This is a genomic window from Nocardia yunnanensis (assembly GCF_003626895.1).
Lineage (GTDB): Bacteria > Actinomycetota > Actinomycetes > Mycobacteriales > Mycobacteriaceae > Nocardia > Nocardia yunnanensis.
This window is the reverse complement of record NZ_CP032568.1, coordinates 5,044,575-5,070,109: the sequence shown is the minus strand read 5'-3', so window position 1 is coordinate 5,070,109 and position 25,535 is coordinate 5,044,575. Positions and strand designations below refer to the sequence as shown.

24 protein-coding genes are annotated in these 25,535 nt (G+C 68.1%); 20 read left to right on the top strand and 4 right to left on the bottom strand.

Annotated features, from left to right (window positions below):
* The first annotated feature begins 3 nt into the window (after positions 1-3).
* From D7D52_RS23775 to D7D52_RS23755, 5 genes are read left to right on the top strand one after another with little or no spacing between them, the layout of a single operon-like run.
* On the top strand, positions 4-2,001 hold the full coding sequence (locus D7D52_RS23775; RefSeq protein ID WP_162958502.1) for a hypothetical protein: 1,998 nt from the start codon (positions 4-6) through the stop codon (positions 1,999-2,001).
* A complete protein-coding gene (locus D7D52_RS23770; protein ID WP_162958501.1) occupies positions 1,979-2,440 on the top strand; it encodes a YbaB/EbfC family nucleoid-associated protein in 462 nt (153 codons plus the stop codon). The genes D7D52_RS23775 and D7D52_RS23770 overlap by 23 nt, the downstream gene beginning before the upstream one ends.
* On the top strand, positions 2,437-2,772 hold the full coding sequence (locus D7D52_RS23765; protein WP_120739769.1) for a WXG100 family type VII secretion target: 336 nt from the start codon (positions 2,437-2,439) through the stop codon (positions 2,770-2,772). The genes D7D52_RS23770 and D7D52_RS23765 overlap by 4 nt, the downstream gene beginning before the upstream one ends.
* Before the next feature lie 13 nt (positions 2,773-2,785).
* On the top strand, positions 2,786-7,126 hold the full coding sequence (locus D7D52_RS23760) for a toxin glutamine deamidase domain-containing protein (protein WP_120739767.1): 4,341 nt from the start codon (positions 2,786-2,788) through the stop codon (positions 7,124-7,126).
* Positions 7,123-7,767 (top strand): hypothetical protein, encoded by a 645-nt coding sequence (locus tag D7D52_RS23755; RefSeq protein WP_120739765.1) that lies wholly within the window; start codon positions 7,123-7,125, stop codon positions 7,765-7,767. The genes D7D52_RS23760 and D7D52_RS23755 overlap by 4 nt, the downstream gene beginning before the upstream one ends.
* A 29-nt stretch (positions 7,768-7,796) precedes the next feature.
* Here D7D52_RS23755 and D7D52_RS23750 read toward each other — a convergent pair whose 3' ends face one another.
* A complete protein-coding gene (locus D7D52_RS23750) occupies positions 7,797-8,639 on the bottom strand; it encodes an immunity 49 family protein (RefSeq protein ID WP_120739763.1) in 843 nt (280 codons plus the stop codon).
* Positions 8,640-8,829: 190 nt separating this feature from the next.
* Between D7D52_RS23750 and hemW the strand changes: the two genes are divergently transcribed.
* The 14 genes from hemW to D7D52_RS23680 all read left to right on the top strand — a co-directional run bounded on the left by hemW (position 8,830) and on the right by D7D52_RS23680 (position 22,214).
* Positions 8,830-9,999 (top strand): radical SAM family heme chaperone HemW, encoded by a 1,170-nt coding sequence (gene hemW / locus D7D52_RS23745; RefSeq protein WP_246024049.1) that lies wholly within the window; start codon positions 8,830-8,832, stop codon positions 9,997-9,999.
* 284 nt (positions 10,000-10,283) lie between these two features.
* Positions 10,284-11,024, top strand: coding sequence for an alpha/beta fold hydrolase (locus D7D52_RS23740; RefSeq protein ID WP_246024048.1), 741 nt, complete (start codon positions 10,284-10,286; stop codon positions 11,022-11,024).
* A 215-nt stretch (positions 11,025-11,239) separates the two neighbouring features.
* A complete protein-coding gene (gene hrcA / locus D7D52_RS23735) occupies positions 11,240-12,280 on the top strand; it encodes a heat-inducible transcriptional repressor HrcA (protein ID WP_120739757.1) in 1,041 nt (346 codons plus the stop codon).
* A gap of 32 nt (positions 12,281-12,312) precedes the next feature.
* A complete protein-coding gene (gene dnaJ / locus D7D52_RS23730; RefSeq protein ID WP_120739755.1) occupies positions 12,313-13,470 on the top strand; it encodes a molecular chaperone DnaJ in 1,158 nt (385 codons plus the stop codon).
* 4 nt (positions 13,471-13,474) lie between these two features.
* Positions 13,475-14,215: a 16S rRNA (uracil(1498)-N(3))-methyltransferase gene (locus D7D52_RS23725; protein ID WP_120739753.1), complete on the top strand. Its 741-nt coding sequence runs from the start codon at positions 13,475-13,477 to the stop codon at positions 14,213-14,215.
* A gap of 201 nt (positions 14,216-14,416) precedes the next feature.
* Entirely contained in the window at positions 14,417-15,493 is a 1,077-nt protein-coding gene (locus D7D52_RS23720; protein WP_120744407.1) for a PhoH family protein, read from the top strand.
* A gap of 22 nt (positions 15,494-15,515) precedes the next feature.
* Positions 15,516-16,073, top strand: coding sequence for an rRNA maturation RNase YbeY (ybeY, locus tag D7D52_RS23715; protein WP_120739751.1), 558 nt, complete (start codon positions 15,516-15,518; stop codon positions 16,071-16,073).
* Positions 16,070-17,392, top strand: a complete 1,323-nt coding sequence (locus D7D52_RS23710) for a hemolysin family protein (protein ID WP_120739749.1) — start codon at positions 16,070-16,072, stop codon at positions 17,390-17,392. The genes ybeY and D7D52_RS23710 overlap by 4 nt, the downstream gene beginning before the upstream one ends.
* Positions 17,385-17,792 carry a cytidine deaminase gene (locus D7D52_RS23705; RefSeq protein WP_120739746.1) on the top strand — a complete coding sequence of 136 codons (408 nt, stop codon included), beginning with the start codon at positions 17,385-17,387 and terminating at the stop codon, positions 17,790-17,792. The genes D7D52_RS23710 and D7D52_RS23705 overlap by 8 nt, the downstream gene beginning before the upstream one ends.
* Positions 17,789-18,742, top strand: a complete 954-nt coding sequence (gene era / locus D7D52_RS23700; protein ID WP_120739744.1) for a GTPase Era — start codon at positions 17,789-17,791, stop codon at positions 18,740-18,742. The genes D7D52_RS23705 and era overlap by 4 nt, the downstream gene beginning before the upstream one ends.
* A gap of 57 nt (positions 18,743-18,799) precedes the next feature.
* A complete protein-coding gene (recO, locus tag D7D52_RS23695; RefSeq protein WP_120739742.1) occupies positions 18,800-19,573 on the top strand; it encodes a DNA repair protein RecO in 774 nt (257 codons plus the stop codon).
* Between the two features lie 121 nt (positions 19,574-19,694).
* Positions 19,695-20,906, top strand: a complete 1,212-nt coding sequence (locus D7D52_RS23690) for an arylsulfotransferase family protein (RefSeq protein ID WP_246023249.1) — start codon at positions 19,695-19,697, stop codon at positions 20,904-20,906.
* Positions 20,907-20,997: 91 nt separating this feature from the next.
* On the top strand, positions 20,998-21,810 hold the full coding sequence (locus D7D52_RS23685) for an isoprenyl transferase (RefSeq protein ID WP_120739740.1): 813 nt from the start codon (positions 20,998-21,000) through the stop codon (positions 21,808-21,810).
* The gene (locus D7D52_RS23680) at positions 21,807-22,214 is read left to right on the top strand and encodes a hypothetical protein (RefSeq protein WP_120739738.1); all 408 of its coding nucleotides are present in this window, start codon (positions 21,807-21,809) and stop codon (positions 22,212-22,214) included. Before D7D52_RS23685 ends, D7D52_RS23680 begins: the two co-directional genes overlap by 4 nt.
* A 15-nt stretch (positions 22,215-22,229) precedes the next feature.
* Here the strand turns inward: D7D52_RS23680 and D7D52_RS23675 are convergent, their stop codons facing one another.
* The 3 genes from D7D52_RS23675 to D7D52_RS23665 form a co-directional block, all read right to left on the bottom strand.
* Positions 22,230-22,859 (bottom strand): TetR/AcrR family transcriptional regulator, encoded by a 630-nt coding sequence (locus D7D52_RS23675; protein WP_120739736.1) that lies wholly within the window; start codon positions 22,857-22,859, stop codon positions 22,230-22,232.
* Between the two features lie 110 nt (positions 22,860-22,969).
* The gene (locus D7D52_RS23670; RefSeq protein WP_187703031.1) at positions 22,970-23,380 is read right to left on the bottom strand and encodes a Fur family transcriptional regulator; all 411 of its coding nucleotides are present in this window, start codon (positions 23,378-23,380) and stop codon (positions 22,970-22,972) included.
* A 2-nt stretch (positions 23,381-23,382) separates the two neighbouring features.
* Positions 23,383-23,778 carry an ArsR/SmtB family transcription factor gene (locus tag D7D52_RS23665; protein WP_120739732.1) on the bottom strand — a complete coding sequence of 132 codons (396 nt, stop codon included), beginning with the start codon at positions 23,776-23,778 and terminating at the stop codon, positions 23,383-23,385.
* A 171-nt stretch (positions 23,779-23,949) separates the two neighbouring features.
* Between D7D52_RS23665 and D7D52_RS23660 the strand changes: the two genes are divergently transcribed.
* Positions 23,950-25,341 (top strand): glycine--tRNA ligase, encoded by a 1,392-nt coding sequence (locus D7D52_RS23660; RefSeq protein ID WP_120744405.1) that lies wholly within the window; start codon positions 23,950-23,952, stop codon positions 25,339-25,341.
* Positions 25,342-25,535: the final 194 nt, after the last annotated feature.

The following is a 25,535-nucleotide window of genomic DNA, read 5'->3' as shown; positions in this document are numbered from 1 at the left end:
GGCGTGGCGGACAACGCACCGATCGGACTGGGGTCCGGCAATGACGCGGCCTGGGTCACCGTGCACGGCAGCGGCGATGGGGCGACGGCGGTGTGGGCCGGGTACGGCGAGCACTCGGCCGGCGATGTGGCCGTCGATACGGCCGTCCGGTCCGACAGCGGGGCCTACGACCCGCGCAAGGACGTCGACGACATCCTGACCGACGCGGCGGGCGGACTCGACTGGTTCGAGCTGGTGCGTGCGCGGTACCTGCTGGCGGGTGGCTCGGCGGTGATGCCCGCGCTGGAACCCGGCGGTTTGCGCAAGCTCTACTACCAGCAGCGCGGCATGCGGATGAACAATCTGTTCGGGGCCGGGCAGCGAATTCAGGAGGTGCTGCCCCGCATCGATCGGGCGCGCGGTGATCATCAGCAGGCGACCGGGCAGCTCGGCGAGCATTGGCAGGGGCCCACCGGGGAAACCGCGCGCGCCAAGCTGACCGGTCTCAGCGGATGGTCCGACGACACCTACGACACCGTGCAGGTGGTGCCGGGGGTGCTGTCCAGCGTCGTGGACGAGATCAAGAGCTGTGTGCAGCGCAAGGCCGATGCGTTCGCCAAGCTGGACAAGGTGCGACGCATCAATGGCGTCGACATGGGCGGGGGCGGCGATATCAACAGCAGCAACAAGGATGACGCGGCCGCCGCCAACGACGATGTCACGCTGATCATCCAGTACGCCAAGCGCGCTGGGATCGGGGACGACGCGCGGGCGCGGATTCAAGTGCTCGCCGAGAGCGGTGTGTTCGGGCGCGCGCGCCTGCCGCACTACATTCCGGCGGCCGACGTGAATTCCGGCGGGCCCGGGTCGGCGGAGGCGGGCAAGACCAAGTTCGACGATGCGGCGCAGGCCTTGTGCAAGGTCTGGACCGGGCATTTCAAGGAGAGTGCGGAAGGGTATTTCCGCGCGTACTCCACGCTGTGCGAGGACACCCACGCCGCCGTCAAGGGGTATCTGGGGGTGGCTACCGAGGCGCTCACCAAGGTCGGGCAGATCGATGCGCCGCCGATGCCGAAAGATGGTGGGGCGCAGGGCGGTTGGGTGCCTTCCGGGGGTGTGGGGTCGGGCGGTGGAGGGTCGGGCGGCGCGGTGTCGATGCCGGTGTCGACGAGCCCGGCCGGGGTGGTTCCGGAAGCCACCGTTCCGGCTTCGACTGTGCCGGTGACGCCCGCGGTTCCTGTGCCGAGTTCGGGGTCGGATGCGCTGTCGACGCTGAATTCCGTTGCGAGCGGGGCGGGGCAGTTCCTTCAGCAGGGATTCTCGCAGATCGCCTCGACTTTGGAAGGTCTCACCAAGACCGCCCCGGCCGGGACGACTCCGGGCACGGCGGCCGAAACTCCCTCCGCTCCAGGGGCTTCCGGTCCGGCGTCCCGGGCCTCCAGGCAGCTGTTCAGTGTCGACCTGCCGGGTGGTCGGCTCGTGCTGACTCGCTCGGGTGACGAGGCGTTGACCGCGTCGCTCACCACTCCCGACGGCAAGACGCAGCGCTACACCCTCACCGTCAAGGACGGGAAGCCGGTGCTGACAGCGGAATCCGATCCCGCCACCACCGCGGCATCGACCAAGTCCGGCGACGACACCGATCCTCAGAGCGCGGTCTCGCACTCAGTATCGGCCGACACCCACCACGCGGGCACCCCGGACAACGCTGTCTACCAACAGCCTTCGTCCGGCCTACCCATGGGCATGGGTGCGGCGGGCACTGCGGCCAGGGCCGCCGAGAACGAGCCGCCTCGCGGCAGCATCGCCCCGCCGCGGCCGCTCTGGACCGACGACCCCGGCGCGAGTGCCAAGGCCGTGCCGGATCGGGCCGTGCCGGAAGCGGACAACTCCGGACCTGCCACGCGTGGTGAAAGCCCCGCGGCCGTAGCGACTCCGCCGGTCACCGCGGTCCGCGCGGACGGCGTGAAGATCGAGATCGAGATGGGTGGTGAACAGCGTGGAGCAGTGGGAACGCGATGAGATCCGTTCGGCCAACGACTCGTTGAAGTCGGCCCTGGCGTCGGTGCAGGCCGAATTCGATCGAGAGCTGGCGGAGATCGGTGAGATCCACGCCAAGCTGGCCGCCTTGAAGGTGCACGCCACCACTCCGAGCGGGCTCGCGCGCATCACCGTCAACGCGTCGGGCATGGTGACCGAGATCAGCATCGCCGACGACGCCTTCCGGCGGTGCACGCCGAAACAGCTGACGGCCGAGCTGAATACGACGATTCGCGGGGGAGTGGAAGCAGCGGCGCAGGCCCGTGCGCAAGTCACGCAGCCCGTGCGGGCGATCGTCGACGGTATGGCGGATCTGAGCGACATCGTTCCCGGCGCACCGAATCTGAAGGAGCTGCGGGAACAATTCGCGCCCACGACCTTGCCGCCGGTGGACGGCCCGGCCGGGAAGGGTGATCGATGACGAAGCTGTGGTCGGACCCCGAGCGATTGCATGCCGTCGCACCGCGATTCGAGCAGCTCGGCGAGGAAGTCAACGCGGCGCTCGAAACCCTGAAGAGCGGCATCGGCGCGGAGGGGCACTGCTGGGGCGGCGATGCGCCCGGCAAGTCGTTCGAGGCCGAGTATCCGCAGACCGACGCGGACGGCGGTGTGGGCCAGGCGCTTTCGCGCCTGAACCAGCTCATGACCCTGCTGAAGGGCACCGGCGATCGTGTCAGCACCGTCGCGACCGGTCTGCGCACTCAGGACAAGGCCAATGCCGATCCACTGATCGCGAAGCAGAACGAGGTCTGACGGGGGTGGCTTCATGACGTTGACGCGGCCCCCGGTCCCGGGTTTCCTGCTGGACTTCCTCGCCGGGCACTGGCCCGAAGGCGACGAGGACGCCATGCGCCGCCTCGCCGACCACTGGTCCACCATGTCCGGTGCGCTGCAAGCGCTGCAACAGCCCGCCGAAGCCACGATGAACGAGGCCCTCGCCGCCATCGACGGCCGCATCCACGACGCCATGACCACCTACTGGCAGGAGATCGGCGGCGGCGACGCCAGCGAGCTGGCGAAGCTGATCACCATCTGCGACAGCTTCTCCCAACAACTCGAACACGGCGCCACCGATATCGAATTCGCGAAGCTGACGATCTACGCGTCACTGGCCGCGATGGCCGTCATGGCGTTCGTCCCCGGCGTCGGCGAACTCGTCGACGCCGTGGCTCTGGCCGCGGTGAAACTGGTGATCCGCCAGACGATTCTGAAGCTGATCGACCGCCTCGCCGTCAAGGGCGCAACCTTCCTCGCCGAACGCGTCGGCCTGGAGGTCGCCGCCAAACTCGGCGCCGACGCCGCCTCGAACCTGACCCTCACGGTCGCGAAGAACGCAGCCATCGGCGCGGGTTTCGGCAGCACCGTCGACCTCTCCGCCCAAGGCGTCCAGGTCGCCATGGGCCACCGCGAGCAGATCGATTGGGGCCAGGTCGGCACCTCGGCGGGCGCCGGCGCCCTGGCCGGCGGCGTCGCCGGCCCGATCGCCGAACACTTCGCCCCCGTGGTCGGCGACAAACTCGGCGGCATCACGGCTCCCGTGGCCGACAAAATCGGAACCGTCTTCGGCGACAAGGCAGCCGGTGCCACCAACGCCGCCGTAAGCATGACCGGCCAGGGGCTCTCCCAAGTCCCCGCCAACCTCGCCGGCAACGCCGCCGCCGCTACCACCCTGTCCGCCGCCACGGGCCAACCCATCGACGTCACTCACGTCACCGACGGCGCGGGCGGCGGCTTCCTCGCCAAGCCCCACACCGGTGCCCACCCCGCCGACGTCGCACCGGCCGGCGAATTCCACCCGTCCGCCGAAGCGACCCTCCCGACCTCGGGCGGCCACGCCACGGACCCCGCAACCCTGGCAGCCGCCGCCACCACCGCACCGCCGCCCGCAGCACCTGCACCCCAACCGCATTCAACCGTCGACACCCATACCCTCGCCGACACCCGCACCCCTCCCGACTCCGGAACATCCCATCTCACAACGCCTTCCGCCCCCGATCGCTCCCAGCTCCCACCCCCTGCGGACCGCGTATCGAACGAGCGTGGCTATGGGGGAAAGGGTCACGAGGTCAATCACCCTGTAGGAGACGCGCCGCGCCGTCCCGATGAAGCGCGCCCTGCGGCTGAAGCCGTCCGGGAACGTCCCCGAGTACCGCAAGATCATCGAGGAGACGGACGCCCGGGAACCGGCACCGAACGCCCCGGACCGAACCGAACCGGCCACGGAACCACAGACACCCCGGCGAACCCCGTGCGAAACGGAATCCCGCACGATCACACAGGAGACCGCGGCGCCCACGGAGCAGCCCACCCGCACGGTGGGTCGCCACTTGCCGCTCCCGGCCATGTCCCGGCACCCCCAACCCCCGAACCCGTTCTGCCCCAGCAGATCACCCCACACCTGGCTGATCCCCAACCCCCTCATCCCACCCACGCGGCTCCACCCAACGAGCCGAACCCGCACCCCCAGACCGTCGCCCCCGAACCACGCCCACCCCATTCACTCTCCGAGCCGGCACCGGAACCAGGAACGCCCCACAACGCCGCGCCGAAGCAACCGCACCCGGCCCCGGAACCTGAGGCCCCACACCATAATCCGCGCCCATCCCACCCCCTCGACGCGATCATCTCGACGCTTCCTCGCGAATCAATCGACCTGGCTGCCCGATCCCGCAACTGGCGCGAGTGGTCCCGCACCCAACCCCCGGAAAACGGCCGCACCGCCCCCGTCCACCGAGACGCTTCCGTCTCCACCCCACCCCTCTTCGACTTCACCCGCCACCCCCTCACCCCCAACGACCACGCCGCTGTGGTCCGCATCAAGGCCACCATCACCCACGACGGCACCGTAACCCCCCACCAACTCCTGCAAGTCTGGGAAAAAGCCCACCTCGCAACCGACCTCACCTTCAACCGAGCCCAAAAACTCCTCTCCGGCGACACCCTCGTCGTAGACCTCACCCACACCCCCGACCCCACCACCGCCAACCTCAACATCCACATCACCAACCACCCCGACAACCCCTGGCACCCCGACGCGCCATTCACCGCAGCCGCCCAAGAACTCCGATCCCACCTCGGCCTGGACCCCACCCAACACACGGCCCCCCTGACCCCGACAGAACTCCGCCACCTCAGCGACGACATCGCCGCCGCGAACACCCCGGCCCGGTTCCGGGGGTTGGAGAACACACGTCAATATCGCTACCAACATCTGAATCATCTGGAGGACCCGGCTTTCCAGCATGCGGTCCAGGACGCGCTGCGCGACGGCAACCGCTTCCTCGTGGGAGCGGACCCGCGAAACAACGACTACGGGAACCTGATCAATGACGGTGGTCCAACCAAGCCCGGGCGTGGCAACGACTGTCTCGACAATGCTTTGGCGGCGTTGTCCTCGTTCCACGGGGACCCGCAAGTCGCCATGCCGCGTTGGCCTGACGAAAAGCTGGGTGGTGAAATCGACGACGAATCGGGTGAGCTGAACGGCCTCCAACGCGCCGCTGATTTCCTTGGCGGGCAGTGGCAGTCGTTCACCGGGTCCGACTCGTCCATTCCAGAACAGTTCGCAAACCTGCACCATCACATCAAGGAACTCGGCCCGGGCTCATCGGCGCTGGTCGTGAACGAGTGGCATGCGCAGACGAAGGACGGGCAATTCCTCTACGAGTCGGACGGAAGGCCGAAGATCGCCGGCAGTCATGCCACCGTCATCGTATTCCCGCCCGGCGCAAAGGAACCGGTGTGGTGGGATCCGCAGGCCAGCACCATGTTCGACCATCCTCCAAAGAATCTCGTCGGCGAGTCGGCGGGGATGTTCTTCATGTCCGTTCCGTCACCCGAAGGAGTAGTTCATGCCGGAGATCCGCACGTCGGAACAGGCGCAACAGTACCTGGCGCAGATCTTCCCCGATCGTCACGAGTGGTCGATGATCGAGTTCCCGTACGGATGGGTCTGCCGGGCGATGCTCACACCGGAGGAGACGGCAGCAGGCAAGGGCTTGGGTCTGACGGGTCTGGTGATCGATTCGGCGACCGGGACGGTGTTCAAATACCCCAGTTGGTCGCTACGGACGATCGCTCAGGATTACACGCGCAGCAAGGAGACCGGCCAGCCGCTGAACGGCAGCCAGATCTTCCCGCACCGGGAGCGAATCACCGCGACCCGCTCCCAGGAAACCCCCGACACGATCCAATACCAAATCCGGATCGACTCCCTGACCAACCCGCCCACCCCCACAACCGAACACCAGCTCACCATCGACAAGACCACCCAGGCGTTCCAGCCAACCGACTGGATCTCCACGAGAATCATGTCCTGGGCAACCCGCCACCACACCCAGACCGGCCAATGGCCGGACCAGAGGATCTTCGAGCAGTAGCCCCAGACCTTCCCGAGGCTGCCGTTGAACCTCACCATCCCACCGCGGATCCTACGAAATGGGCACGTCTCGACCACGAACCGCAGTCGCTCGAACGCGGCGGTGAATTGGAACATCAAGTCCGAGAAGCGATCAAGGGCACCCACACCAAGCATGGTGACGTTGAGACGATCCTGGAACGGCTTGCGCAGCATCCCGCAGGTAGGGAGATCGCCGAAGCTATTGCTTCGGGCACCCTCCGGGACGCTCCGAGGTTTTGGAAGGTCGTGTCGGATTTCACGCAGCCGAGTAAGACGCCCGGGGCTCTTGAAGCGATTCGGCTCGCACGGCACCTGCAGGACAGTGGATTCTCCGATATCGAATTCGATGTCGAAGCAGGGCACGAGGTCAAGCCGGGCGTTGTCGCGGGGGAGAATACTGATCTGGATGTAATGGCGCGGGACCGAGCAGGCCGCGTCCATGGTTGGCAGTTGAAGGACACGTCGTCACCCAACCCAAAGAATGTGGTAGGCAAGGTGTTCGACTACCTGTATCAGATCGAAAAGTCCAACGCGGACTATCGGACGTTCGTGATCGATACCGTCGTCTCGGCGGCTGAACTGAGGCCACACCTCAGCCGCTTGTTTCGCAACTACTCCAAAACCGGTGTCCAGGTGATTCTTCGGATGCCGGATGGGATCTGCTTCATCCCACCGGATGGGGTCTTCATGCCTGAGGGAGCGCAATGATCGCCAGTACGCCGGTTGCCAATTGGGTTTGGGGACGTGGCCACGAGCAGACCGACACGATCGAACTGTGTCTTCGTGATGTCCTGTTCGCCTACGAGGCGTTGGCTATGCACCGGCTGGCGATCGGGGTTCCGGTGATTCGTATGCAGATTCCCGAGGCGGGAAACCCCCAGAACCTACTGCTGGACACTGAGTTCGCGGGGATCGAAGGGGAGACGGCCGGCGCGGCTACTGATCGTCTGGCGCGGCTGGCTCGCGAATCGCGGACCACCGGTGAAGCCGGACTGGTGCGGTCGACGATCGATTGCGCAGGTGAGATCGGCGTGAAGCCCTCGGTGATCGTGCAGCCAGACCTGTTCTGGCTCAGCACCGCAGCCTTCGAGGACTACGTCACGACGAGTCTGGTGACGCATTCCGATGCTTGGATGGAATACGACCTTCGTGGGCAGCCGCAGCCCGCAGTCTTCGCCACGAACCAGCCCCGCTTGGCTGCCGCGCTCGCGGACGTGTCCAAAGCCCTCGCCGCGGAAACCGATCCAGGCGACGTCACCGACTTCGGACAGCCGACCGAGACCGGCGTCGACAACTTCTTCGAGCCGGACGGCACCCCGTCCAACGTCTGGCACCGCTACGAAGAGTGAATGGGGTCAAGGGCTTTCGATGGGTGGGGTCAGCCGGTGGCGCGGGTTCGGGCGGATTCGACGCGGGAGAGTTCGTCGGCTAGTTCGGGGGAGTGGGGCCAGTCGGGGCGGTCTATGAAGGTGGCGGGGAGGTAGGGGGAGCGGAGGGGGGTGCGGTAGCCGAGGTCTCGGGCCCAGCAGCAGAGGGCGAGGAGGGGGAGGGAGAAGACGGCTTCGGGGTCGTGGCACCAGGTGGGGGTGTCGAAGAAGGTGCGGTGCAGGCGGAGGGATTGGGTGAGTTGCCAGTCGAAGCCTTCGGAGTCGCCGTCGGCCAGGCGCAGGAACAGGTCGAGGGCGGGGCGGTGGAGGAATTCGGTGACCTGCTGGGCGCCGAGGCGGCTGGTGACGGGGAGGGCTCGGGTGGCGGCGTAGACGGTTTTGGGGCCGTAGCGCCACGCCTGCTGCAGGAGGGCGGCCCATTCGTAGTGGTAGTCGTCGAAGGCGCCGTTGCCGAATTCGCGGAGCCGGTCGACGGGGTAGTCGACGAGCTCGCCCATGGCGTCGACGTCGCGGGCGATGAGCGCCCACCAGAAGGCGGCGCGCCAGCCGGAGACCTTGCCGTGGCGGTCGAAGCCGTATTCGATGCCGGGTGCGCGGAAGCGGCGCGTGACGGTCTGCTCGGTGGCGTGGGCGAAACACCAGGTGCGGGGGCGTTGAGCCGCGGGATCGGTCACGAGCATGCGGGCCAGCAGGGTGCCGTCCATGGAGCGGGAGAAGTTGGGGCCGTCGGGTCGCGCGGGCAGCCGCGCCAGGGACACGACCGGCGCCACCGACCCCGCGTCCACCTCCCGAATCGATCTGGCGTCGATATCGTGCCGCGGCACCTCGATCATCGGATCCCCATCCGCATCCCGGAGCCTCCACCCGGCTCACCGAAATCCCCTGGAATGTACCCGGATTCGAGCCCGCGCGCTGGGTCGGCGGGCGCGCGGCGCGGGCGAGTGCGCTGTGACCGACGCAACCGGTCACACTGGAGGGGTGACCTCGACCGTTCCCGACCGCGCGCCCGCCACCGACGACTCGCTGGTGCCGGTGCTGCGCGACTTCGGCGGCGGGCCGTTCGGGATCTACATTCACGTGCCGTTCTGCGCGACCCGATGCGGATACTGCGACTTCAACACCTACACCGCCGGCGAACTCGGCAGCTCCTCGTCCCCACAATCCTGGTTCGAGGCGCTGCGCGGTGAACTCGCCACGGCGGCAAAGGAATTCGAGGAGCTGCCGTCGGATGCGCCTGCGGTCGAGACGGTGTTCGTCGGCGGCGGCACGCCATCGCTGCTCGGCGGGGACGGACTGGCCGGGGTGCTCGACGCCATTCGCGAGAACTTCACGCTCGCGCCCGGCGCGGAGGTCACCACCGAATCGAATCCGGAATCCACCTCGCCGGAGTTCTTCGACCGCCTGCGCGCGGCCGGGTACACCCGTATCTCCCTCGGCATGCAGTCCGCCGCCCAGCATGTGCTGAAGATCCTCGACCGCACCCACACCCCGGGCCGGGCGGTGGCGGCCGCGCGGGAGGCGCGGGCGGCCGGATTCGACCACGTCAACCTCGACCTCATCTACGGCACTCCCGGCGAGACCGACGCCGACCTGGACGCCAGCCTCGACGCCGTGCTCTCCGCGGGCGTCGACCACGTCTCCGCCTACTCGCTCATCGTCGAGGACGGCACCGCCCTGGCCCGCCGCGTGCGCCGCGGCGAACTGCCCGCACCGGACGACGATGTCCTCGCCGCCCGCTACGAACGCATCGACACCCGCCTCACGGCCGCCGGCCTGCACTGGTACGAGGTCTCCAACTGGGCCGCCACCGACGCGGGCCGCTGCCGTCACAATCTCGGCTACTGGGACGGCGGCGACTGGCTCGGCGCGGGCCCCGGCGCGCACAGCCATGTCGGCGGCGTCCGCTGGTGGAACGTGAAACACCCTGCGCGCTACGCGGATCGGGTGATCGCCGGCGGTCTGCCCGCCGCCGGCTGGGAGTCGCTCACCGACGAGGAGAGCTACACCGAGCGAGTCATGCTGACCGTCCGCCTCCGCACCGGCCTGCCCCTAACCGACCTCGACGCCGACGGCCGCCGCGCCGCCGACCGCGTCATCGCCGACGGACTGGCCGAGAAGCTCGGCGATCGCCTCATCCTCACCGACCGCGGTCGCCTGCTGGCCGACGGCGTAGTGCGCACACTGCTGAGCTGACTCGGGAAGACGACACAACCCTTGATCGAATGGGGTGCCCGGCGCATAGACTGGCAGGCGATCTGCTCGTACTGCCGTTTCGTTCTGCGCGGCCGGTGATCTCGAGGCCGCGGCCCGCGCCTGCGTGCGCACCGCAATATCCCTCGGCCCGAGGACATTTCATGTCGAAGTCAGTCGCACAATTCGCTCACGAATCCGGCGCGCGGCAGCGCGGTCGAAACCGCCGTCGGCGCGCCCGCAAGCTGTGGGCGGCCGCAACGGCGTCGCTGCTGGCCGCCGGTGCGATGCTCGGCGCGGGCCAGGCGGCCGCCGACCCGTTGCCGACCATCGTGCTCGTGCACGGGGCGTTCGCCGACTCCTCGAGCTGGGATGGGGTGGCGGCGCGGCTGCGTGACGACGGCTACACCGTGCTGACGCCGGAGAACCCGTTGCGCGGTCCCGCCTACGACGCGGCCGCTGTACAGCGCACGCTCGACGGCGTCGCGGGACCCATTGTGCTGGTGGGGCATTCGTACGGCGGCACGGTGATCAGCAATGTGCACGACGCGAACGTCGAATCCCTGGTCTACGTAGCGGCTTTCGCGCCGACGCAGGGCGAGTTCGCGCTGGCGGAATTGAATCCGCTCCAATACCCGGGCTCCCAGCTGACTTTGGCGTTGCGCCCCACGGTGGTCGACGACCCGCACGGTATCGCCGGCAAGAACGTGGACGCCTACGTCGACCCGGCCAGCTTCCGAGATGTCTTCGCGCAGGACGTCGATCCCGCCACCGCCGCCGGCATGGCCGCCCGCCAGCATTCGCTCGCGCTCACCGCCAATCTCGAACCGTCCGGCCCGCCCTCGTGGTCGACCACCCCCAGCTGGTATCTGGTCTCCACCGCCGACCGCGTGATTCCGCCTGCCTCCCAATGGGATATGGCCCACCGGATGGGCGCGCACATCTCCTCGATCGACGCCTCGCACGCCGGTCTGGTCTCGCACCCGGCCGAGGTCGCCGCGCTCGTGGAGACCGCCGCCGGCCGCTGACAACGAGCCCACCGCGGACGTTTCGACGCGCCCACGCCGGGCAATCATGAACCCGTCGATCGCCCGTCACCGCGATCCGCCGCGGCGTCTGCGCTGAACCGGCCCGGACGCCACCGACGGGCGGTCGCACAGCAACTTGCGCGGAGGCAACTAAACTGGAGTGGATAATTCCGGGAAGTCCGCGCGAACCGATGCCGAGTGAGGAGGTGGGGCTCATGTCGAGCACCGAACAGCGACGGCTCGAGGTCCTGCGGGCCATCGTCGCGGACTACATCGCGACGAAAGAGCCCATCGGGTCCAAGACCCTGGTGGAACGGCACAATCTGGGTGTGTCCAGTGCCACGGTCCGCAACGATATGGCCGTGCTGGAGGCCGAGGGCTACATCGCCCAGCCGCACACATCGTCCGGCCGCATCCCCACCGACAAGGGTTACCGGCAGTTCGTCGACCACATCTCCGAGGTCAAGCCGCTGTCGAACGCGGAACGCCGGGCCATCATGGAGTTCCTGGAAAGCGGCGTCGATCTCGACGATGTGCTGCGTCGCGGCGTCCGGTTGTTGGCCCAGCTGACCCGGCAGGTCGCCATGGTCCAGTACCCGACCGTGTCGGCCTCGACCGTCCGGCACATCGAGGTGGTGGCGCTCAATCCGGCGCGCCTGCTGCTGGTCGTGATCACCGACACCGGCCGCGTCGATCAGCGCCTGGTCGATCTCGGCGAGCTGATCAGCGAGGACGATCTGTCGGCCCTGCGCGGCATGCTCGGCAAGGCCATGGAGGGCAAGCGCTTGGCCGCCGCCTCCGCCTCGGTCGCCGAACTGCCCGAGCACGCCCCCGTCAAACTGCGCGACGTGCTGATCCGCGTCTCGACGGTCATGGTCGAGACGCTCGTCGAACACCCCGAGGAACGCCTGGTCCTCGGCGGCACCGCCAACCTCACCCGCAATGCGGCCGACTTCGCCGGCAACGGCTTCCCGGGTTCGCTGCGCACCGTGCTCGAGGCGCTCGAGGAACAGGTGATCGTGCTGAAGCTGCTGGCCGCGGCGCAGGTCCCGGGTACCGTGACGGTGCAGATCGGCGAGGAGACCAAGCTCGAGCAGATGCGTGGGACGGCGGTGGTTTCCACCGGTTACGGGATGCCCGGTACCGTTCTCGGAGGCATGGGGGTATTGGGGCCGACCCGCATGGACTACCCGGGGACCATTGCCTCGGTGGCGGCCGTCGCCCGATACATCGGTGAGGTGCTCGCCGAACGGTGAGCAAGCAGACGAAACAGGACTAGAGAGCGCACGTGGCACGGGACTATTACGCACTGCTCGGCGTCGCACAGGGTGCGACCGACCAGGAGATCAAGCGCGCCTACCGCAAGTTGGCGCGTGAACTGCATCCCGACGTCAATCCGGAACCGGAGGCCCAGGAGAAGTTCCGCGAGGTCTCCACCGCCTACGAGGTGCTGTCGGATCCGGAGAAGCGCCGGATCGTCGACCTCGGCGGCGACCCGCTGGAATCCGGCGGCGGCATGGGCGGCGGGTTCTCCGGGGCGGGCTTCGGCGGCCTCGGGGATGTGTTCGAGGCCTTCTTCGGCGGCATGAACGCCTCCGGCGGCGGCGCGCGCAAGCCGCGCGGTCGCGTGCAGGCGGGCGCGGATTCGCTGCTGCGCACCCGACTCTCGTTGCAGGAGTGCGCGGTCGGCGTCACCAAGCATCTGACCGTCGACACCGCGATTCTCTGCGACCTGTGCCAGGGCGCGGGCACCAACGGCAACTCCAAGCCGGTGCGCTGCGAAACCTGTGGCGGCGCGGGCGAAGTGCAGACCGTGCAGCGGTCCTTCCTCGGCCAGGTCATGACCTCGCGGCCGTGCCCCACCTGCCGTGGCGCGGGCGAGACCATCCCGGATCCGTGCCGCAAGTGCGGTGGTGACGGCCGCGTGCGTTCGCGCCGCGAGATCGCCGCGCCGATCCCGGCCGGTGTCGCCAACGGCATGCGGGTGCGCCTGGCCGCACAGGGCGAGGTCGGCCCGGGCGGCGGTCCGGCCGGTGACCTGTACGTGGAGATCGTCGAGCAGCCGCACGACACCTTCGTGCGCGACGCCGACGACCTGCACTGCACCATCCGCGTCCCCATGGTCGACGCGGCGCTGGGCACCACGGTGGTCATCGACACCATCCTCGACGGCCCGGTCGAGCTGACCATCCCGGCGGGCACCCAGCCCGGCGAGGCGTCGGTGCTGCGCGGCCACGGCATGCCCAAGCTGCGCGCCAACTCCCGCGGCGACCTGATCGCGCACCTCGACATCGTGGTGCCGACCAAGCTCGACGCCAAGCAGGCCGACCTGCTGCGCAAGTACAAGGGTATGCGGGTCAACGAGCACACCGAGGTGATGACCGCTCAGTCCGAGCACAACTCGGGCCTGTTCGCGCGCCTGCGCGCATCCTTCAGCGGACGCTGATCCGTTGGCCGCCACCGTCTTCTACCTCGACGACATCCCCGAACCGGGTGCGACCGCGGTCCTGGACGGCCCCGAGGGCCGTCACGCCGCCACGGTGCGCCGCATCCGGGTCGGGGAAGCCCTCACCCTCTCCGACGGGCACGGGATCCTCGCCGACTCGGAAGTGGTTGCGGCCGCGAAGGATCGCCTCGAGCTGAAGGTGCTGTCCAAGCGGGTCGCCGAACCCTGGACGCCCCAGGTGACCGTGGTCCAGGCCCTCCCCAAATCCGACCGCTCCGAACTCGCGGTCGAACTCATGACCGAGGCGGGCGCGGACGCCATCGTCCCCTGGCAGGCTCTGCGCTGCGTCTCCAACTGGGAAGCCAAGGCCCGCAAGGGCGTCGAGAAGTGGCGCGCCGCCGCCAAGCAGGCGGCCCGCCAATCCCGCCGCGCCTACATCCCCGACGTAGCCGACCTGCACACCACCCGTGACCTGCTCGAATTGGTCCGTGCCGCAAAGGCGAACGGCGCCCTGGTCGCCGCCCTCCACGAATCCGGCGAATTCCGTTTGACCGAAATGTCTTTCGAGGGCGTCCCCGAAGTGATCCTCATCGTCGGCCCCGAAGGCGGCCTGGACGATTCGGAACTGAAGGCCCTCACCGACGCCGGCGCCGACGTCGTGCAGCTCGGCCCCACCGTGTTGCGCACGTCCACGGCCGCGGCGGTCGCCCTCGGCGCCCTCGGCGCGCTCACGCCGCGCTGGTAGCCCGCGGCCGGTTGCGGCACGAAATGGAATCGGGGGTGCGGCAGTTGGATGACGCGGCGTTGTTTCGCCTGCTGGTAGCGGCTTATTCACTGGGCGGTGTCGGTGGGCGGCGGTAAACTTCTGTCAACGCGTGCGCCATCGAGACCGGAAAGCAGGGCATCGGCACTTTTGAGAAACCCAGGCGAAATCGGCGATCAGAGCATCCCTACTGTCGGCATCGGGGCCGACGGCAACGGTTCCGGACCGGCGGGGCGGACCGTTCGTTCCAGCATCGAATTGGCACCGGAGTCGGTGTTCGGATTCCTGGGTTCGGCTGACGAGAACCTGCGTGAACTCGAGCGCCTGCTCATTGCCGACATCCATGTCCGCGGCAATTCCGTGACGCTGACCGGCAAGCCCGCCGATGTCGCGCTGGCCGAGCGAGTGGTGGCCCAGTTGGTCGCGCTCACCGCGCGCAATCGGGTGGTCACGCCCGAGGCGGTCCGGCACACCTACTCCATGCTCACCGAGGGCTCCTCGGACTCCCCGGCGGAGGTGCTGAGCCTGGACATCCTGTCCCGGCGCGGCAAGACCATCCGGCCCAAGACCCTCAACCAGAAGCGCTACGTCGACGCCATCGACGCGCACACCATCGTGTTCGGGGTGGGCCCGGCCGGTACCGGTAAGACGTATCTGGCCATGGCCAAGGCCGTGCAGGCGTTGCAGACCAAGCAGGTCAACCGCATCATCCTGACCCGGCCCGCGGTCGAGGCGGGGGAACGGCTGGGCTTCCTGCCGGGCACCCTGAACGAGAAGATCGACCCGTACCTACGCCCGCTCTACGACGCCCTGCACGACATGATGGATCCCGAGGCGATCCCGAAGCTCATGCAGGCTGGCGTCATCGAGGTCGCCCCCCTGGCCTACATGCGCGGCCGGACCCTGAACGATTCGTTCATCATTCTCGACGAAGCCCAGAACACCACGGCCGAGCAGATGAAGATGTTCCTCACCCGGCTGGGCTTCGGCTCGAAGATCGTGGTGACCGGTGACATCACCCAGGTCGATCTGCCCAACGGTTCACGGTCGGGCTTGCGGGCGGCCACGGAGATCCTGCACGGCCTCGACGATATTCACATCGCCGAGCTCACCAGCGCGGATGTCGTCCGGCACCGGTTGGTCGGGGCGATCGTGGACGCGTACGAGCGGTTCGAGTCGGAGACGCGGCCGCCGGCGGCGGTTCACTATCCGGGCAATCGGGCGCAGCGGCGTGCCGCGAGCCGGGGAGACCGCCACTGAGCCCGGCCACTAGGCTGTTCGGGTGAGCATCGAGATCGCCAACGAATCGGGTATCGAGGTATCCGAAGAAGAACTGGTCAGCGTCGCGCGCTTCGTGATCGGGCAGATGGACGTCCATCCGGCGGCCGAGCTGTCGATGGTGCTGGTCGATCTCGACACCATGGCCGACCTGCACATGCGCTGGATGGACCTGCCCGGCCCGACCGACGTCATGAGCTTCCCCATGGACGAGCTGGAACCGGGCGGCCGCCCCGATGCCGCCGAGCCCGGCCCGTCCATGCTCGGCGATATCGTGCTCTGCCCGGAGTTCGCGGCCCAGCAGGCCGAGAAGGCCGGGCACGCCATGGATCACGAGCTGGCGCTGCTGACCGTGCACGGCGTCCTGCATCTCCTCGGCTACGACCACGCCGAGCCCGAGGAGGAGAAGGAGATGTTCGCGCTGCAGGCCTCCCTGCTGGAGGGCTGGTACGAGCATGTCCGCCAGGAGCTGCGCCGCGCGGAACTGGCCGACCGCGATCAGCGGCTGCTGGGCAAGACCGGATTCACCGACACCCCCGGTGATCCCTTGGGCCCGGCGTGAATTCATTCGTTCTGCTCCTGCTGGCGATCGTCCTGGTCCCGGCGGGCGGCGTCTTCGCGGCGCTGGATTCGGCGCTCAACACCATCTCGCCCGCCCGGGTGGAGGATCTGGTGCGCGCCGATCGCACGGGGGCGGCACGGCTGGCGCGCATCATCGCCGATCGGCCCCGCTACGTGAATCTCATGGTGCTGCTGCGCCTCACGTGCGAGATCACCGCGACCGTGCTGCTGGCGGCGGTGCTGATGGACTGGCTGGGCGAGGCCACCGCACTGCTCATCACCGCGGCCGTCATGGTGCTGGTCGACTATCTGGTCATCGGTGTGGGCCCGCGCACGCTGGGCCGCCAGCACGCGTATTCGCTGGCGCTGGGCGCGTCGCTGCCGCTGCAGGCGATCGGCTCGCTGCTGGGCCCGATCAGCCGGCTGCTGATCCTGATCGGTAATGCGATCACCCCCGGTAAGGGATTTCGCAACGGCCCCTTCGCTTCCGAGATCGAGCTGCGCGAGGTGGTGGATCTGGCCGGTGAGCGCGGCGTCGTGGACGCCGACGAGCGCCGCATGATCCAGTCGGTGTTCGAACTCGACACCACCCCCGCCCGCGAGGTCATGGTGCCGCGCACCGAGATGGTGTGGATCGAGGCGGAAAAGACCGCCGCGCAGGCGATGTCGCTGGCGGTGCGGTCCGGACACTCGCGCATCCCGGTGGTGGGCGAGAACGTCGACGATATTCTCGGCGTCGTCTACCTCAAAGACCTTGTGCCGTACGCGGATCGGGGTCGCAAGGTGAAGGTGCGGCAGGTCATGCGGCCTGCCGTGTTCATGCCGGACTCCAAGACCCTGGACGCGCTGCTCGACGAGATGCAGCGCCGCCGCAACCATATGGCGCTGCTGGTCGACGAATACGGCGGCATCGCGGGCCTGGTCACCATCGAGGACATTCTCGAGGAGATCGTGGGCGAGATCGCCGACGAGTACGACAAGGACGAGATCGCGCCGATCGAGCAGATCGGCAGCGACCGCTTCCGGGTGTCGGCGCGCCTGCCGGTGGACGATCTGGGCGAGCTGTTCGACATGAAGATCGAGGAGGAGGACGTCGACACCGTCGGCGGCCTGCTCGCCCACGCTCTGGGCCGCGTCCCGCTGCCCGGCTCCAAGGCCGTCATTCACGGCCTGCAGTTGAAGGGCGAGGGCGGCGCCGACGCGCGCGGCCGCATGCGCATCCACACGGTGGTGGTGCGCCCGGCCGAGAAGACGAAAAGCGAACCCGCGGCACGCAACCCGAGCGGCGACGCACACGAGGACGGAGAGGCCGATGATTGAACTGGACGCCGAGGACGGCAAGCTGCTGGTGCTCGCCCGGGGCGCGATGGGCCGCACCGGCGGCGCCGGCGGCGCGGCCGTGCGCGATATCGACGGCCGCACCTACGCGGCCGGGACGGTGGAGCTGGCGGCGCTGCGGCTGACCGCGCTGCAGGCGGCCGTCGCGGCCGCGATCTCCAGTGGCGCAGCGGGTTTCGAGGCGGCCGTGGTGGTCGCGGGCAAGCTGTCCGATCCGGGTGTGACGGCGGCGCGTGAGGTGTCGCCGTCCGCGCGCATCATCTTCACCGACGCCAAGGGTGCGGTCTTCGACGTGCTGGAGGCCGAGGCCGGCAATGCGGTGGGGGAGCGGGATGTCCCGGAAAGTCTCGATCTCGACACCGAATCGGAGGTCTTCGAATGAGCGGCAAGCAGGGTGACGAGGTCGAATTCCGTTCCGGCTTCGTGTGTTTCGTGGGACGCCCGAATACCGGCAAGTCCACGCTGACCAATGCCATGGTGGGGCAGAAGATCGCGATCACCTCCTCGCGGCCGCAAACCACCCGCCACACCATCCGCGGCATCGTGCACCGCGAGCACGCCCAGCTCATCCTGGTCGACACGCCGGGCCTGCACCGCCCGCGCACCCTGCTCGGACAGCGGCTCAACGATCTGGTGCGCGACACCTATTCGGAAGTGGACGTGATCGCCGTCTGCATTCCCGCCGACGAGAAGATCGGCCCCGGTGACCGCTGGATCGTCGAGCAGATCAAGACCATGGCCCCCAAGACCACCCTGCTCGGCGTGGTCACCAAGATCGACAAGGTGAGCCGCGACCAGGTCGCCCACCAGCTGATGGCCGTCTCCCAGCTGCTCGGCCCCGAGGCCGAGGTGGTCCCGGTGTCCGCGGTCAAGGGCGAACAGGTCGAGGTCCTCATCGACGTCATCGCCGCCCAGATGCCCGAGGGCCCCGCCTTCTACCCCGACGGCGAACTCACCGACGAGCCCGAGGAAGTCCTGATGGCCGAGCTCATTCGTGAGGCCGCCCTCGAAGGCGTCCGCGACGAGCTCCCGCACTCGCTGGCCGTGGTGATCGAGGAGGTCCTCGAACGCGAGGAGAACGAGGACACCGACACCGAGGGCCGCCGCTCCGCCGAAGGCATGCTCGACGTCCACGCCCTGCTCTACGTCGAACGCCCCAGCCAGAAGGCCATCATCATCGGCAAGGGCGGTTCTCGCCTCAAAGAGGTAGGCACCAACGCCCGCAAGCAGATCGAGCACATCCTGGGCACCCGCATCTACCTCCACCTCCACGTCAAGGTGGCCAAGGACTGGCAACGCGACCCGAAGCAACTCGGCAAACTCGGGTTCTAGCGGCACACGGGGGCGACTCGTCGGCGGCCGGTCGGTCGCCCGTGCGAGACTGTTGCGGTGCGCTTGTATCGGGATCATGCGGTGGTGTTGCGCCAGCACAAGCTGGGCGAGGCCGACCGTATCGTCACGCTGCTGACCCGGCAGCACGGTCTGGTGCGCGCGGTTGCCAAGGGGGTGCGGCGGACTCGGTCGAAGTTCGGGGCGCGGCTGGAGCCGTTCGCGTACGTGGATGTGCAGTTGCATCCGGGGCGCAATCTCGACACCGTCACCCAGGTGCACACGGTCGAGACGTTCGCCGCCGATATCGTCGCCGACTACGGCCGCTACACCACCGCCTGCGCGGTGCTCGAGACCGCCGAACGCCTGGCGGGTGAGGAGCGCGCGCCCGCGCCGCGGCTGCACACGCTCACCGCGGGCGCGCTGCGGGCCATCGCGCTGGGCCGCCGTCCGCACGAACTGATTCTCGACGCTTTCCTGTTGCGCGCCATGGGTTTCGCGGGCTGGGCCCCGGCTCTCGAGGAGTGCGCCCGCTGCGCTACGCCCGGCCCGCATCGCGCCTTCCACGTGGCGGCGGGCGGCGCGGTGTGCGTGCACTGCCGCCCGCCCGGCGCGGCCACCCCCATGCTCGGGGTCCTCGACCATATGAGCGCCCTCAATCGCGGCGACTGGGACGGCATCGACGGCGTTCCCGACGCGCTGCGCCGCCAGGCCAGCGGTCTCATCGCCGCGCATCTGCAGTGGCATCTCGAACGCCAGCTACGCACGCTGCCGCTCATCGAGCGCACTCGCCCGCACGAGGCCGTCGAGCGTGCCGAAGCCGCCATCGGCTGACTTCCCGCGTGGGCGGCCGCGACACCCTGGGAGTCCCGCTCAGCGGGTCCCCGAACAGGGTTCTGGATCAGTGAGATTCGATACAGCGACCTCGACCGTTAGTCGGCCTAAAGTTCACGGCGTGTTCCTCGCCCCCACTCGAAAACCCGCCCGCCTGTCGACGGCGCTGGCCGCCACCGCCGTCCTCGCCGCCCTCGGCACCGCCGCCGCATCGGCGCAGCCGGTCACCCCGAGCCTGCCGTTCGGCGGCTTCGCGTACACGGTGAAGGTCGAAAAGCCCAGTGAGAGCGCCGGATTCCTCTATTACACCAGCGGCGTGAGCGCCGCCGCGCTGGTGCCCGGCCTGGGCGCGGTCGCCCAGGCGCTGCCCGGCGGCAAGCCCGCCAATATCATCGCCGACCGCTCCGGCAAGGAGATCGCTCGCTACGAACCGCCTGCGGGACAGGATGTTTCGAACTTCCGCACCCAGATCTACCAGGGCCGCAAGGTGCTGACCTGGTGGCAGGGCAGCACGGTCGCCGGGCACGGCTCCGGTGTCGGGATCATCGCCGACGAGAACTTCCACGTGCTCGCCACCGTCGACCCGGGCGGGGCCGGAGCGGATGTGCACGAATTCCGGCTCACCCCCGACGGACACGCGCTGCTCACCTCGTATCCGCAGGTGGACGCCGATCTCACTGCCATCGGCGGCCCGGCGAACGGCAAGCTGTTCGACACCGTCGCCCTCGTGATCGATGTGGCCACCGGCAAGCAGCTGTTCCGCTGGAGCGCGGCCGAGCATGTGCCGCTGACCGAATCCGAGACCAACGGCAAACTCGCCGGCGACGTCTACGACCCGTACCACATGAACTCGATCAGCCTCGATCCGTCCGGGAATCTGGTTGTGTCCCTGCGCAATACGGCCGCCGTGTACGACATCGATCCGACTACCGGCGATATTCGCTGGCAGCTCGGCGGCAAGCATCCGACCCTGGCCGCCGACCCGGACGTCGCCTTCGCCTTCCAGCACGACGCCGAATTCGTCGATGCGTCCACGCTGCGGCTGTTCGACAACAATTCCAGCGGCCTCGAATCGCGGGGCCCGTCGAGCGTGGAGTGGATCCACATCGACGCCGCGGCCGGGCGCGCGAGCCTGGTCCGCGACCAGCGGCACCCCGAGGCGCTGGTGACACCCGCCATGGGCAATGCCGAAACCCTGCCCAACGGCGACACTCTGGTCAGCTGGGGCATGACGCCGCGCATCTCGGAATTCGATCCCGCCGGTGATCTCGTCTACGACGCGGTCCTGCCCTTCGGCACCTACCGCGCCTACGTCGACACCCTCCCGGGCTGACCGGCGACCGGTCCGCCGCTCGGTGGAGGAAATGTGGAGGTCCGGGGGTAATGGTGTGGGTGGCGTCCGCCGTCCGGGAGCGTCGGGCAGGATGGTGGGCGTGATCGGTACTCGGAAATCCTCGACTGAGCAGCTCGAGCAGCGGGTTGTGCGGCCGCCGTCGCCGCACCCGTCGGGAGCGACGCCGCCCGCCATTCCGGCGGAGTTCGTGCCCCGGCATGTGGCGCTGGTGATGGACGGGAATGGCCGGTGGGCGCAGGAGCGCGGGCTGCCGCGCACCGCCGGGCACGAGCGCGGCGAGGCGGTGCTCATGGACACCGTCGAGGGCTGTATCGAGATGGGCGTGCAGTGGCTGTCGGCGTATGCCTTCTCCACCGAGAACTGGAAGCGCAGCCCCGACGAGGTGCGCTTTCTCATGGGCTTCAACCGTGACGTGATCCGCCGCCGCCGCGACGAGATGCACGAGATGGGCGTGCGGGTGCGGTGGGCCGGTCGGCGACCGCGCCTGTGGCGCAGCGTGATCAAGGAATTGGAGATCGCCGAGGAGCTGACGCGCGACAATACGGTGATGACCCTCACCATGTGCGTCAACTACGGCGGTCGCGCCGAGATCGCCGACGCCGCACGGGAAATCGCGCGCCGGGTGGCCGCCGGGGAACTCGATCCGGAGAAGGTCACCGAGGCCACCGTCGCCCGCTTCCTGGACGAACCCGATATGCCGGATGTGGACCTGTTCCTGCGGCCCTCCGGGGAGCTGCGCAGCTCCAACTTCCTGATCTGGCAGTCCGCGTACGCCGAATTCGTCTATCAGCACACGCTTTTCCCCGATTTCGACCGCCGCAACCTGTGGGACGCCTGCCTCGAGTACGCCAAGCGCGACCGTCGCTTTGGAGGTGTGAAATGACCGATCAGCTGACTCCGGCCGAAGAACTCCAGTTGCGTGCCAAAACGCTGCTCGAGCGCTACGGCGTCGACGTCCGCGAGGAGGAGTCCGCCCTCGGCTTCGAATACGAGGGCGCGCTGTGCTCGCTGCGCGGGGTCAACCTCTCGCCGGGTCTGGATGTGCTGGCGCTCATGTGTATCCTGGCCTGGGACCGCCCGATCAAACCGCAGCTGCACAAGCGCGTCGCCGAGCGCAATGCCGCCCTGCAGTTCGGCACCCTCACCGTCATCTCGCGGGAGAAGCTCGCCGACGTGATCCTGCGCTACACCTTCCCGGCCGCCGGCCTGGAGGACGAACCGCTGGCCACCCTGCTGCTGCTCACGCTCTCGGGCGCCAGCCGCGCCCGACAGGGCTTGCTGCCCTAGAAATTTCGCGCCGGCTCAGGCCGGGGTCGACTGGGCCGCGGCGACCGCCGCACGGTAGTCGGGGAGGATCTCGGCGATGCCGCGGGCGAAGGTGTCCGGGTCGGCGTCGCCGAGGATGAGGTGCTGGAGGATGAAGCCCGGCAGCAGACCGAGGAAGATCTTGGCGACCGCGTCGGTGTCGGCGTCCGGGGGGAGCCAGCCGACCTCGCGCATGCGGTCGGCGTAGTCGAGCCACAGCCGGCGGATGCCGAGGATGCCGGTGCGGACGTAGTCGGCGATGTTCGGGTCGGTGAGGGCCAGCGACCACGCCTGGGGGATGATGCGGACCGGGCCGCTCGGCGCGCTCAGGCGGACGATGGCCGTGCTCATGATGCGGACCAGTTCTGGCGGGGTGGGCAGCGGGTCGCTGTAGACGGCCTCGCTGAGCGCGGCGCGCACATCGACGGTGGCGTCGGTGGACAGCGCCTCGACGATGTCGTTCTTGGATTTGAAGTAGCGGTAGACCGCTCCGGCGGAGAGTCCGGATTCGGCGAAGACGTCCTGCATGGTGGTGGCGTGCAGGCCCTTTCGGGCGAAGCAGGTCTGGGCGGCGTCGAGTATCTGCTGCCGGCGGCGTTCCAGGTGTTCCTCGCTGACTCTGGGCATGCGCCCAAATTAAAACGAATATTCGTTCTTGCCTAGGTGACAGTTGCATGTCAGCCTTGTCCCCCGCGCGTTCCCGCGGGGGACGCCCGCTCAGCTCTCGGCGCCGCGGTTCAGCCCTTGGCGCCGCAGTTCTGGCAGGTTCCGAAGATCTCCATGGTGTGGCTGATATCGGTGAAACCGTGCTCGGCGGCAATGGAATCGGCCCACGCCTCGACGGTCGGCCCCTCCACCTCGACGGTGCTGCCGCACTGCCGGCAGACCAGGTGGTGGTGATGGCCGGTGGAGCACTGCCGGTACACGGATTCGCCGGTGTCGGTGCGCAGGACGTCGACCATGCCGGCGTCGGCCAGCGATTGCAGGGTGCGGTAGACGGTGGTCAGCCCGATGCCCTCGCCGCGCTTGCGCAGTTCGTCGTGCAGCTCCTGCGCGGAGCGGAATTCGTCGATGTCGGCGAGCAGGGCGGCGATGGCGCTGCGCTGGCGGGTGCTGCGGACCCCGACGGTCTTCTCGGTCGTTCCCACGATCACCCTTCCTCGGCGTGCGCGACGGCGTCGATGACGATGTGCGCGAGATGCTCGTCGACCAGTTCGTAGATGACCTCCCGGCCGGTGCGTTCGCCGCGCACCACGCCCGCCGACTTGAGGATTCGCAGATGCTGGCTGATCAGCGGCTGGGTCACCCCGAGGGTGTCCACGAGTTCGTGTACGCAGCGCGGTGATTCGCGTAGTTGCAGCACGATGGCGATGCGCACCGGTGCGGCCAGGGCGCGCAGCAGTTCCCCGGCCGAGTCCAGAATGGTGCGCGAGGGCACCGCCGGCGGCTGGGGCGACCGGTAGGGGTACGGGTCGTGGGGGATCGCGGCCGGAGCCTCGGTCGCGACGTGCGAGCGCCGCAGGGGCGCGCCGCTGTCCGTGGTCATCGAACCAACTCCTTATTGGAAACCGATGCCATTCTTATATGCACGGGTGCGCATGTCAAACAGGCGCGCGGCAGCGGGTGCAAACTCGATTGCCCGGGACCGATAGGCTGGAGGGAATCCTTTCAATCTTTCCGGCTGCATCTACGCAAAACATGGATGGAGAACTGTTCAGTGGCACCCAAGTCGAAGGTGGACACCGTCGCCAATCTCGCCAAGCGTCGGGGTCTCGTGTACCCGAGCGGTGAGATTTACGGCGGAACGAGGTCGGCCTGGGATTACGGTCCGCTGGGCGTGGAGCTCAAGGAGAACATCAAGCGGCAGTGGTGGCGGTCCATGGTGACCGGCCGCGACGACGTGGTCGGTCTCGACTCGTCGATCATTCTGCCGCGTCAGGTGTGGGTGGCCTCGGGCCACGTCGCGGTGTTCAACGACCCGCTGGTGGAATGCCTCAACTGCCACAAGCGGCATCGGCAGGACCACCTGCAGGAGGCGTACGCCGAGAAGAACAAGATCGACGATCCGGATTCGGTCCCGATGGACAAGATCGTGTGCCCGGACTGCGGCACCGTCGGCCAGTGGACCGAGCCCAAGGACTTCAACATGATGCTGAAGACCTACCTGGGCCCGGTCGAATCCGAAGAGGGCATGCACTATCTGCGCCCGGAGACCGCGCAGGGCATCTTCGTCAACTACGACAACGTCGCCACCACCGCGCGCAAGAAGCCGCCGTTCGGCATCGCGCAGATCGGCAAGTCGTTCCGCAACGAGATCACCCCGGGCAACTTCATCTTCCGCACCCGCGAGTTCGAACAGATGGAGATGGAGTTCTTCGTCAAGCCGGGCGAGGACGAGCAGTGGCATCAGTACTGGATCGACACCCGTATGGCCTGGTACACCGATCTCGGCATCGATCCGGAGAACCTGCGCCTGTACGAGCACCCGAAGGAGAAGCTCTCGCACTACTCCACCCGCACGGTGGACATCGAGTACCGCTTCCGCTTCGCGGGCAGCGAGTGGGGTGAGCTGGAAGGCGTCGCCAACCGCACCGACTTCGACCTGAAGACCCACTCCGAGCATTCGGGCAAGGATCTGATCTACATCGATCAGCAGACCGGGGAGCGCTACACCCCGTATGTGATCGAGCCGGCGGCCGGTCTGACCCGTTCGCTGATGGCGTTCTTGGTCGACGCGTACCACGAAGAGCAGGTGCCGACGGCCAAGGGCACCATGGAGACTCGCGTCTCGCTGCGGCTGGATCCGCGGCTCGCCCCTGTCAAGGCGGCTGTCCTGCCGTTGTCGCGCAATGCCGAGCTCTCGCCGAAGGCGCGCGAACTCGCCGCGCGGCTGCGCCGGAACTGGAACGTGGACTTCGACGACGCCGGTGCGATCGGCCGCCGTTACCGCCGTCAGGACGAGATCGGCACCCCGTTCTGCATCACGGTCGACTTCGACACGCTGGAAGACCAGGCCGTCACCGTGCGTGAGCGGGACTCGATGGCCCAGGAGCGCGTCGCGCTCGATCAAGTAGAGGGCTACCTGGCCGCGCGCCTCGTCGGTGCGTGATCCCAGGCCCGTAGCCGCCTGATCCCAGGCTCACAGGAAAGACCGGTCAATCCCTGACCGGTCTTTTCTTTATTCGATTGCCCCCGAAATTCGGGGCGGCGTAGCGAAATTGGGTATGCGACTACTCGTGTTAACGGCCCATGACCGGGACACTATTTATATATATGGGCAACGGTGCCTTCTTCTGCCGTAGC